The sequence below is a fragment of the Nonomuraea mesophila genome, from assembly GCF_004352805.1.
Taxonomy (GTDB): Bacteria; Actinomycetota; Actinomycetes; order Streptosporangiales; family Streptosporangiaceae; genus Nonomuraea; species Nonomuraea longispora.
The window spans coordinates 121,795-131,063 of the sequence record NZ_SMLD01000004.1 but is presented as its reverse complement, the minus strand read 5'-3'; the positions used below and the strand labels follow the sequence as shown (position 1 = coordinate 131,063).

Here is a 9,269-nt window from a genome sequence, read left to right as displayed (position 1 = left end):
CTACGCCGACCGCATCTACGTCCTCGACCGCGGCCTCGTCACCGAACACGGCGACCACGACACCCTCATGGCACTCAACGGCCTCTACGCCGACCTCTACACCCTCCAGGCCTCCGCCTACCGCTGAGCCCGGCAAAGGTTCACGCCAGAGCGGCCTCGATCACCGCACGGGCCACGCCGGCCACCGCGTCCGCCCGGCGGCCGGGATTCTCCAGCACCACGCCCACCGCCACCTCCGGCGCGTCCGCCGGCGCGAACGCCGTCATCAGCGCGTGGTCGCCCGTGACGAGCCCCTTCTCCGAGGTGTCGGACTTGGCGGCCACCTCCACCCCGGGGATGGACGCCGGGCCGCCCGCGTGCGTGACCGTCGTCATCATCGCCGCCAGGTATCTCGCGAGCACGGGCGACAGGGCCGTGCGGTAGGGCGCCGGGTCGGCCCGGCCGATCACCGAGCCGTCCGCCAGCCGCTCCTCCTCCACCAGGTACGGCCGCATCAGCACCCCGTTGTTGGCCACGGCCGCCGACAACATCGCCAGCATCAGCGGCGTCACCCGGTCGTCGTGGCGGCCGATCGCGGCCAGGGCGGTCCGCGCCCGGTCCATGCCGGCGGGAAAGACGCTGGGCGTCGTGCCCAGCGGGATCGTCAGGCCGCTCGCGTTGAACCCGAAGGCCTCGGCCTGGTCGCGCAGCAGGTCCTGCCCGAGTTGCAGCCCGATGCCGGCGAAGGCCGTGTCGCACGACGCCATGAACGCGTACGCGAGCGTCGGGCGCTCCTGGGCGCAGGGCCGGCCGTTGTCCACGTACATGGGGGTGCCGGGCAGGCGCAGGCGGGCGGGGGCCTCCACCACGGTCGACGGGGCGTACTCGCCGGAGGACAGCGCCGCGGCCGTGGTGACCAGCTTGAACGTGGCCCCGGGGGGATACAGCCCGTGCAGCGCCCTGTTCACCATCGGGCCCCCGGGGGCCTGGCGGATCTGTTGCGCCGTCTCGGCGAGGCGGTCGCGGTCGAAGGTGGTCAGGGCGTTCGGGTCGTAGGCCGGGTAGCTGACCAGCGCCAGGATCGCGCCCGTCGCCGGGCTGATGGCCACGGCCGCGCCCGGGACCCCGGTCGCCTTGAGGCTCTGGTAGGCCGCCCACTGCACCCGCTCGCTGATCGTCAGCCGGACGTCGGCGCCCTCCACGACGCCGTCCCTGACGAGTGACTGCACCCGTATCTTGGCGTCCCTGCCGGACAACACCGCGTCCTGCGCGCGTTCGATGCCGGTGGAGCCCGCCAGGGAGACGTGGCCGGTGACGGGGGCGTACAGCCGGCCGTGCCGGTAGACCCGCCGGTAGAGGTAGGGGCCCTCGCCGGTCGGGCGGCTGCCGGCGACGGGCGTGCCCTCGTAGGTGAGGATGTCGCCGCGCGGACGCTCGAACCTGGCGATCAGCGGCCGCTCGTTCCGCTGGTCGGCGTTGAGCCGGTGCGAGCCGAACGCCTGGAGGAGCGTCACGTGCGCCAGCAGCACGAACAGCATCGCCGCACACGACCTGGCGACGCGGCGCAGCGGGACGTCGATCCGCCGCGCCCATGATGCCATGCACTTCGGTCTACCAACCGAGGCGCAAAGACCGGGCTAGATGAGGCTGCGGTAGTAGGAAATCTTGTTGCTGATGTAGCTCTGCCGCTCGCCGAGGTTGGCGATCTGCGCCCGCACCTGCTCGTCGTGCTCCTCCAGGAGCTTGATGCGGTCGGGGATCGTGTGGTCGCCCGCGCGTACGAGTTCGGCGAAGCGGAGCATCTGGGCGATCGGCATGCCCGTGTCGCGCAGGCAGCGGAGCGTGCCCAGCCAGCCGATGTCCTCCTGGCTGAACCTGCGCTGCCCGGCCGCGTTCCTGTCGACGCGCTCCAGCAGGCCGATCTTCTCGTAGTAGCGCAGGGTGTCGATGCTGAAGCCGGTTTCCTGCACGACCTGGGCGGGTGTGTACACGCTCACGCACCCAAGCATCCCACCTGGAGTGCACTCCAGGTCAACCAGTTCCGGCGGGGCTTGACATGGAGTGCGCTCCAGATCCCAGAGTCAGGCTCATGAACATCGCACTCGGCACGATTCCGTTCGGCACGACCGTCGACCTGACGGACACGTTCGCCCTGCTCGACCGCTTCCACGAGGCGGGCGGCACCATGCTGGACACGGCCAACAACTACCCGTTCTGGGTGGAGGGCCGCACGGGCGACGAAAGCGAGCTGGCCATCGGCAAGTGGCTGGCCGCGCGGGGCAACCGGGACGAGATCTTCATCAGTACGAAGGCCGGCGCCCGCCCCACCGTCCCCGGCGACACCACCCTCGGCTCGGCGGAGGGCCTGTCCGCCCCCGTGCTCGCCAGGGCCGTGGAGGGCAGCCTGAGCAGGCTCGGCACCGACCGCGTCGACCTGTACTGGTCGCACATCGAGGACCGCTCCGTCCCGCTGGAGGAGACCCTGGGGGCGTTCGACGCGCTGGCCCGGGAGGGCAAGATCCGCGCGGCGGGCGCCAGCAACATCGCGACCTGGCGGCTCGAACGGGCGAGGAACGTCTCCGCCACGCGCGGCTGGATCGCCTACACCTACGTCCAGCTGCGGCACACGTACCTGCGGCCACGGCCGCTGACCAGGCCGGCGGAGTCGGGGCACACGCTGGCCTCCGACGAGACCTTCGACTACCTGGCCGCCGAGCCGGACATGACGTTGTGGGCGTACAACACGCTGATGTTCGGCGCGTACACGCGCCCTGACCGGTCCATCTCCGATATTTACGATCACCCTGGTACGACCCGGCGCCTGGCCGTGCTCCACGAGGTCGCCAAGGAGCTGGGCGCGACCCCGAACCAGGTCGTCCTGGCCTGGCTGATGGCCGACGGCATCGTCCCCATCGTCGGCGTCTCGACGATGCCCCAGCTGGAGGAGGCCATCGGCGCCACCGACCTGAAGCTGGACCAGGAGCTGCGCGCCCGCCTGGACGCCCCTGCCTGACCGCTCGCCCGGGGGTCAGGGCAGATGGTCGGCGAGGTAGCGGCGGACGAGGTGCTTGCACTCGGCGATGAGCGCCAGGTCGCCGCGGGGGTCGGTCCTGAAGGCCAGCTTGAGCACCGCGTCCGTCGCCTCGACCGCCACCAGCAGCGCCCGGTCCAGGCCGGGGCCGACGGGTGCGTCCACCAGTGCGAGGGTGAGCCCGCGCAGCCGGTCGGCCACCACGACGTTGTTCTCGTGGGTGCCGTCGAGCGCCTGCTTGCTGCCCTCCACCGGCATACCGCCCGCGGTGACCAGCACCTCTCCGAAGTCCATCACGGAGAAGCCGGGAGTCGTGCGCTTCATGTCGACGAACTCGTCGACGGCGAGGTCCACGAGGTCGGTCCAGTGCGACAGGTCGGCCGTCGCGACACGTTCGGTGACCCGTCCGAGGAACGCCTCCAGGTTGCGCCGGGCCAGCGCCCGCACCAGGCCCTGCTTGTCGTGGAAGAACTGGTAGAAGGTGCCGATCGGCACCTCGGCCCGCCGGGCGACCTCCTTCGTGGTCAGCGCGTCGTAGCCCACCTCGTCGAGCAGGAGCGCGCACTCGTCGAGCATGCGTTCCACCCGTTCCAGGCTGCGGCGCTGGGCGGGACGGCGGCGCAAGGTACTCGTCATGGTCACCATCCTGTCCTATTACCGGCAGTAAAGGTCCATTACGTTGGCTCAGTAACGTACGCGAGGAGAACGTGGAATGTTCCTGTGGGGCACGGCCACCGCGGCCTACCAGATCGAGGGCGGCGTCCACGAGGACGGCCGGGGCGCGTCCATCTGGGACACCTTCTCCCACGAGCCGGGCCGCACGCGCGACGGCCACACCGGCGACGTCGCGTGCGACCACTATCACCGCTGGCGCGAGGACGTCGCGCTCATGTCGGACCTGGGGCTGAACGCCTACCGGTTCTCGATCGCCTGGCCGCGCGTGCAGCCGGGCGGCTCGGGCGCGGTGAACGAGAAGGGGCTCGACTTCTACGACCGGCTCGTGGACGCCCTGCTGGCGGCGGGCGTGCAGCCGGTGCCGACGTTGTTCCACTGGGATCTGCCGCAGGCGCTGCAGGACCGCGGCGGGTGGATGAGCCGCGAGAGCGCCGGGCGCTTCGCCGACTACGCGGCGATCGCCGCCGGCCGCCTGGCCGACCGGGTCCCGCTCTGGATCACCATGAACGAGCCGTTCGTGCACATGGCCTTCGGCTACGCCCTGGGCGTGCACGCCCCCGGCCAGGCGCTCATGACGGACGCGCTGCCCGCCGCCCACCACCAGCTGCTCGGCCACGGCCTGGCCGTAGGGGCGCTGCGCGCCGCCGGGGCCCGGCAGGTGGCGCTCACCAACAACTGCACGCCGGTGCGGGCGGCGTCGGCGGACGAGGCCGACGTGAAGGCCGCCGAGGCGTACGACGTCCTGCACAACCGCCTGTTCAACGACCCGGTGCTGCTCGGCGCGTATCCGGATCTGTCGGCCTACACCGCCGACCTCGGCTTCCTCCAGGACGGCGACCTGGACGTCATCGCCGCGCCCCTGGACGCCCTCGGGATCAACTACTACCATCCCACCCGTATCGCCGCCCCTGCGGACGGCGCCGGGCTGCCGTTCACCGACGTGGGCATCACCGGCCATCCGACCACGGCCTTCGGCTGGCCGGTCGTCCCCGACGGCCTGCGCGAGCTGCTCACGGGACTCAGGTCACGGTACGGCCCGGCCCTCCCCCCGATCCTCGTCACGGAGAACGGCTGCTCCCAGGACGACGTGCCGACCGAGCACGGCACGGTCGAGGACGACGGGCGCATCGCGTTCCTGGAGAGCCACATCGAGGCGATGCGGCGGGCCATGGCCGAGGGCGTGGACGTGCGCGGCTACTTCGTCTGGTCGCTGCTCGACAACTTCGAGTGGGCCGAGGGCTACCACCAGCGCTTCGGCCTCGTGCACGTGGACTTCGCGACCCAGCGGCGCACCCCGAAGGCGTCGTACGCGTGGCTGAAGCAGTTTCTCGCGGGTCAGAACACCGACACGTGAACGTGGTCGTAGTGGTTGGCCGTCACGCCGCCCCGGTTGGACATCGGGTCCCAGCCGCCGCCCGAGCGGATGTCGTAGTAGCGCTGCTTCCAGATGATGTACATCACGCCGAGCCTGGCGCCGTTCTTGATGAGCCACGCGGCGAGGGCGTCGCCGTTGGCCGCGTCGGCGCCGGAGGCCATGGTGCCGCCTCTGGACATCATGAAGTCGCAGGCCCGGCCCTTGCCGTGTTCGCCGGGGTCGCCGGGGCGCAGGCAGCCGACGCCGTACTTCATGGGGAAGTTCTGCATGATCTCGGCGCGGACCGAGACCATGCGCTGGGTGAGGCCCTCTGACCCGCCGGGCTCCTGGAAGCCGTACTTGGAGAGCAGGCGCTGGATCTCGCGCCGCCTGCCCTGCATGGCCTTGATCTCCTTGCGCAGCTTCTCGATCTTCTCGTTGGCCTTGAGCTTCGCCTCTTTGTGCTTCTTGATCAGGCGTTTGATGCTCTTGACCCGCTCGGTGCGCTCGTTGGCCATGTAGCCCATGTTGGCGGCCTGGCCCAGGATCTTGTACGGGTCCTCGTTGGGCGCGATCAGCCGGTAGTTGTCGAGCGGGCCGACGATGTAGGCGGTCTGCGCGATCCGGCCCACCTCGGCCTGGGCGGCCTTCAGCTTGGCCGCCAGGCCGCCCGAGGTCTGCGTGGCCCTCTTCGCCTGGATCCTGACCTCTTCCAGGATCTGGATCTGGCCGCGGTACTGCTCGCTGAGCCGGGCCGCCTGCTTGGTGAGCTTGCGCAGCTCAGCGGGTGAGGGATCGGCGGCGGCGGGCGGCGTGGGGTGCAGGCCGAGCAGCCCGGCGAGGACGGCGACAAGAACGGCGAAGCGCCAGATCCTCACACCCGTCCCCTCCCCTCATAGACGGACCGAAACTATAGAAGATGATCTTGTTCTCTGTCATCCGAACGGCGGAACTCCCGCACCTTTGGCGATGATTCGGGGCATTTGTCCGACCCGGCGGCGTCCCCGAAAGTTGGGTCTTGTGTAGATCGCTCCAAACGTCAAGATGACGGCGAACTCGTCTCCGCGAAGGGGCAGACACCCGTGTCTCGATCATCGATCCTCGCCGCCGCCGCGATCCTCGGCTTAGGCACGTCCCTCGTGGCCACGGCGCCCGCGCAGGCGTCCGTGGACCCGCTGCCGGCCCGTGACCGCATCGAGCTCTACCAGCTCGACAGCGCGCCGGGCACCGCACAGACCCTCAGAGAGAAGGGCTTCGACGTCGTCCGGCACGAGACCGGGGACGGCAAGGAGCACATCGAGCTGACCGCCGACCAGAACGACCTCGGCACGCTGGAGAAGCTCGGCCACGAACCCGCCCCCGTACGCAACCCGCAGGGCCACAGCCAGCTCCAGGCGGCGAAGGCCCAGGCGGCGGGCGGCTACACCGTCTACCGGTCCTACTCCGAGCGCGGCGGCATCGCCGACCAGCTCAGGGACATCGCGAGGGCCAACAGGGACATCGTCAAGCTGCAGTCCATCGGCAGGACGCTCAAGGGCCAGGACATCCTGGCCGCCAAGGTGAGCACGGGCGCCCGGCTGCTGCCCGACGGCATCAAGCCCTCGACGCTCTTCTCGGCCACCCAGCACGCCCGCGAGTGGATCGCCACCGAGGTGGACATGCGGCTGCTGAAGTACGTCATCGCCAACAAACGCGCGCTGCGGGACCTGCTCAACAGGACCGAGCTGTGGTTCGTGCCGGTGGCCAACCCCGACGGCTACGACTTCACGTTCACCGAGGGCAACCGCCTGTGGCGCAAGAACCTGCGCGACAACGACGGCGACGGCCGCGTCACCGGCGCCGACGGCGTGGACATCAACCGGAACTTCCCCACGAACTTCCACTACGACGAGGAAGGCTCGTCCAGCATCCCCAGCAGCGAGACCTACCGCGGCACCGGACCCGCCAGCGAGCCCGAGACCAGGGCCATGGACGGCCTGCTCCGGCGGGTCGGGTTCGAGATGCAGCTCAACTACCACTCGTACGGCCCGCTGCTGCTCTACCCGATCGGCGTGCAGATCGCCACCGAGACGGCCGACAACCCGATCTACGAGGCGCTCACGGGCGACGACGCCAAGCCCGCCGTCCCCGGCTTCGACCCCGACCTCGGCGCCGAGCTGTACACCACCAACGGCGACACCAACGACCAGGCGCACCGCCGCTACGGCACGCTGTCGTGGACGCCCGAGCTCAACGAGGGCTGCGACGGCTGCGGCTTCGTCTTCCCCGACGACGAGGCACTGGTGCAGGCCGAATTCGAGAAGGGCCTGCCGTTCGCGCTCGACGTGGCGAAGTCCGCGGTCGACCCGGTGGAGCCGGTCAGCCACCTGGGCAACAAGACCCCCGACTTCGTGCTCGACCCGTTCGAGGTCAGCCACGGCAGGAACCAGGCCGTCCAGGTCAACGCCAAGCGCAAACTCGGCCCGGTCTTCCTCAACTACCAGGTCAACGGCGGCCGCACCCGGGTCGTGCCGACGCGCGAGTGGAAGGGCGGGGAGCGGTACGGCGACGGCTACGACCGCTACTACCACCGGCTGCGCGGCACGGTCACCGGGACGCGGCCGGGCGACAAGGTGAAGGTCTGGTTCACCTCGTTCGGCAGGAAGAGCGGCGGCTTCACCTACACCGTCGCGGACGACATCGGCGGCAAGGTGCTCGTCCTGGCCGCCGAGGACGTCACCGGCCTGAGCCCCGAGCAGGAGGGCACGGAGGCGAAGTACGCCGGCGCGTACGCAGCGGCGCTGAAGGCCGCGGGCTACTCCTCCGACGTGTACGACCTCGACCGGATGGGCCGCAGGGCCCCGCACCCGCTCGGCGTGCTCAGCCACTACAAGGCCGTGGTCTGGGAGACCGGCGACGACGTCATCCCCCGCTCGGAGGGCCAGGTGCCCGGCACCATGTCCAAGGCCGGCGTGGACACCGAACTGGCGGTCCGCGACTACCTGAACGAGGGCGGCAAGCTGCTGCACGCCGGCAAGTACCCGTCGTACGCGGCCAACGGCGACGGCCTGTACTTCTACGAGCCCGACCAGCCGGGCAACCCCGAGTGCACGGTCCCCGGCGACCCGCCCTGCATCCCGGTGTTCAACGACTTCCAGCAGTACTGGCTCGGCGCCTACGTCTATTTCGACGACGCGGGCACCGACCACGACACCGGGCAGCCCTTCGGCCTGCGCGGCAGCGCCGGCGCGTTCAAGGGTTTCGAGGCGGCACTGGAGCCGGGCCACACCAACGCCTACGTGGCGACCTCGGCGATCCTGCCCGCCGACCGCTTCCCGCGCTTCGCGAGCTCGGCCCCGCTCAAGTGGGCCAGGCCCGGCGGCCCGTTCGACCCGCACTCGGGTTCCTGGGACGTCTACGGCGGCATCTCCGACGTCTCGTGGAAGCGGCTGACCAGGACCGTCGACCTGACGGGCAAGAGCGGCGGCGCGCTGTCGTTCTGGACGTCGTACGACATCGAGAGCGCGTGGGACTTCCTGACCGTGGAGGCGCGGACGGCGGGCGGCGACGACTGGACCACGCTGCCGGACGCCAACGGGCACACCTCCCAGGACACCGGCGACAGCTGCGACGCGGGCAACAGCGGCGGCTGGCGCACGATCCACCCGTTCACGCAGCGCTATCAAGGCGCGGCCTGCGAGCCGGCAGGGACGTCCGGCGCGTGGCACGCGGCGTCCGGCAACTCGGGCGGCTGGCAGCAGTGGACGATCGACCTGACCCCATACGCGGGCAGGCAGGTGGAGCTGTCCATCTCATACATCACCGACTGGGCCACCCAGGGCGCGGGCGTCTTCCTCGACGACGTGTCGGTCACGCTGGACGGCGAGGTCGCAGAGGAGAGCTCGTTCGAGACGGACCTCGGAGGCTGGAGCGTGGGCGACCCGCCCGAGGGCTCGGCGCCGTCGGTCAACACCTGGTTCCGCACGGACCAGCTGTTCGAGGAAGGCGGCGGCGTCGTCACCGAGGACACCGTCTACCTGGGCTTCGGCGCCGAGAGCGTGATCGGCGACGAGGCGCGTACGGACCTGGTCAGGCGGTCGATGCGGCACCTGCTCGGCGATCGCCGCTGAGGCCGGCCGGGGGCGCGGCGCACCGGCCGCGCCCCTCTTGCGTGCAAGTCCAGAACATGGTTCGGTCGCCTTGAGGCATCCCCAGGGCAAACAAGCATTCGGTCAAGCGAAAGGCTCACGA

At 70.4% G+C, this 9,269-nt stretch carries 7 protein-coding genes; 3 read left to right on the top strand and 4 right to left on the bottom strand.

What is annotated here, in order from left to right; genetic code table 11:
• Window positions 1–140 precede the first annotated feature (140 nt).
• Together E1295_RS03055 and E1295_RS03050 are read right to left on the bottom strand one after the other, a co-directional pair.
• Window positions 141–1,580, bottom strand: coding sequence for a penicillin-binding transpeptidase domain-containing protein (locus tag E1295_RS03055; protein WP_166427049.1), 1,440 nt, complete (start codon window positions 1,578–1,580; stop codon window positions 141–143).
• A gap of 36 nt (window positions 1,581–1,616) precedes the next feature.
• On the bottom strand, window positions 1,617–1,976 hold the full coding sequence (locus E1295_RS03050) for a MerR family transcriptional regulator (RefSeq protein WP_246064133.1): 360 nt from the start codon (window positions 1,974–1,976) through the stop codon (window positions 1,617–1,619).
• A 92-nt stretch (window positions 1,977–2,068) separates the two neighbouring features.
• Here E1295_RS03050 and E1295_RS03045 point away from each other — a divergent pair, with 92 nt between their 5' ends.
• Window positions 2,069–2,992, top strand: coding sequence for an aldo/keto reductase (locus E1295_RS03045; protein ID WP_132628090.1), 924 nt, complete (start codon window positions 2,069–2,071; stop codon window positions 2,990–2,992).
• Between the two features lie 15 nt (window positions 2,993–3,007).
• Here E1295_RS03045 and E1295_RS03040 read toward each other — a convergent pair whose 3' ends face one another.
• Window positions 3,008–3,646 carry a TetR/AcrR family transcriptional regulator gene (locus tag E1295_RS03040; RefSeq protein ID WP_132628089.1) on the bottom strand — a complete coding sequence of 213 codons (639 nt, stop codon included), beginning with the start codon at window positions 3,644–3,646 and terminating at the stop codon, window positions 3,008–3,010.
• A 76-nt stretch (window positions 3,647–3,722) separates the two neighbouring features.
• Between E1295_RS03040 and E1295_RS03035 the strand changes: the two genes are divergently transcribed.
• On the top strand, window positions 3,723–5,039 hold the full coding sequence (locus E1295_RS03035; RefSeq protein ID WP_132628088.1) for a GH1 family beta-glucosidase: 1,317 nt from the start codon (window positions 3,723–3,725) through the stop codon (window positions 5,037–5,039).
• On the opposite strand, the gene E1295_RS03030 is transcribed toward E1295_RS03035, so the two are convergent.
• The gene (locus E1295_RS03030) at window positions 5,021–5,917 is read right to left on the bottom strand and encodes a VldE C-terminal domain-containing protein (RefSeq protein ID WP_132628087.1); all 897 of its coding nucleotides are present in this window, start codon (window positions 5,915–5,917) and stop codon (window positions 5,021–5,023) included. The genes E1295_RS03035 and E1295_RS03030 overlap by 19 nt on opposite strands.
• A gap of 204 nt (window positions 5,918–6,121) precedes the next feature.
• Between E1295_RS03030 and E1295_RS03025 the strand changes: the two genes are divergently transcribed.
• A complete protein-coding gene (locus E1295_RS03025) occupies window positions 6,122–9,148 on the top strand; it encodes a M14 family metallopeptidase (RefSeq protein WP_246079800.1) in 3,027 nt (1,008 codons plus the stop codon).
• Window positions 9,149–9,269 lie beyond the last annotated feature (121 nt).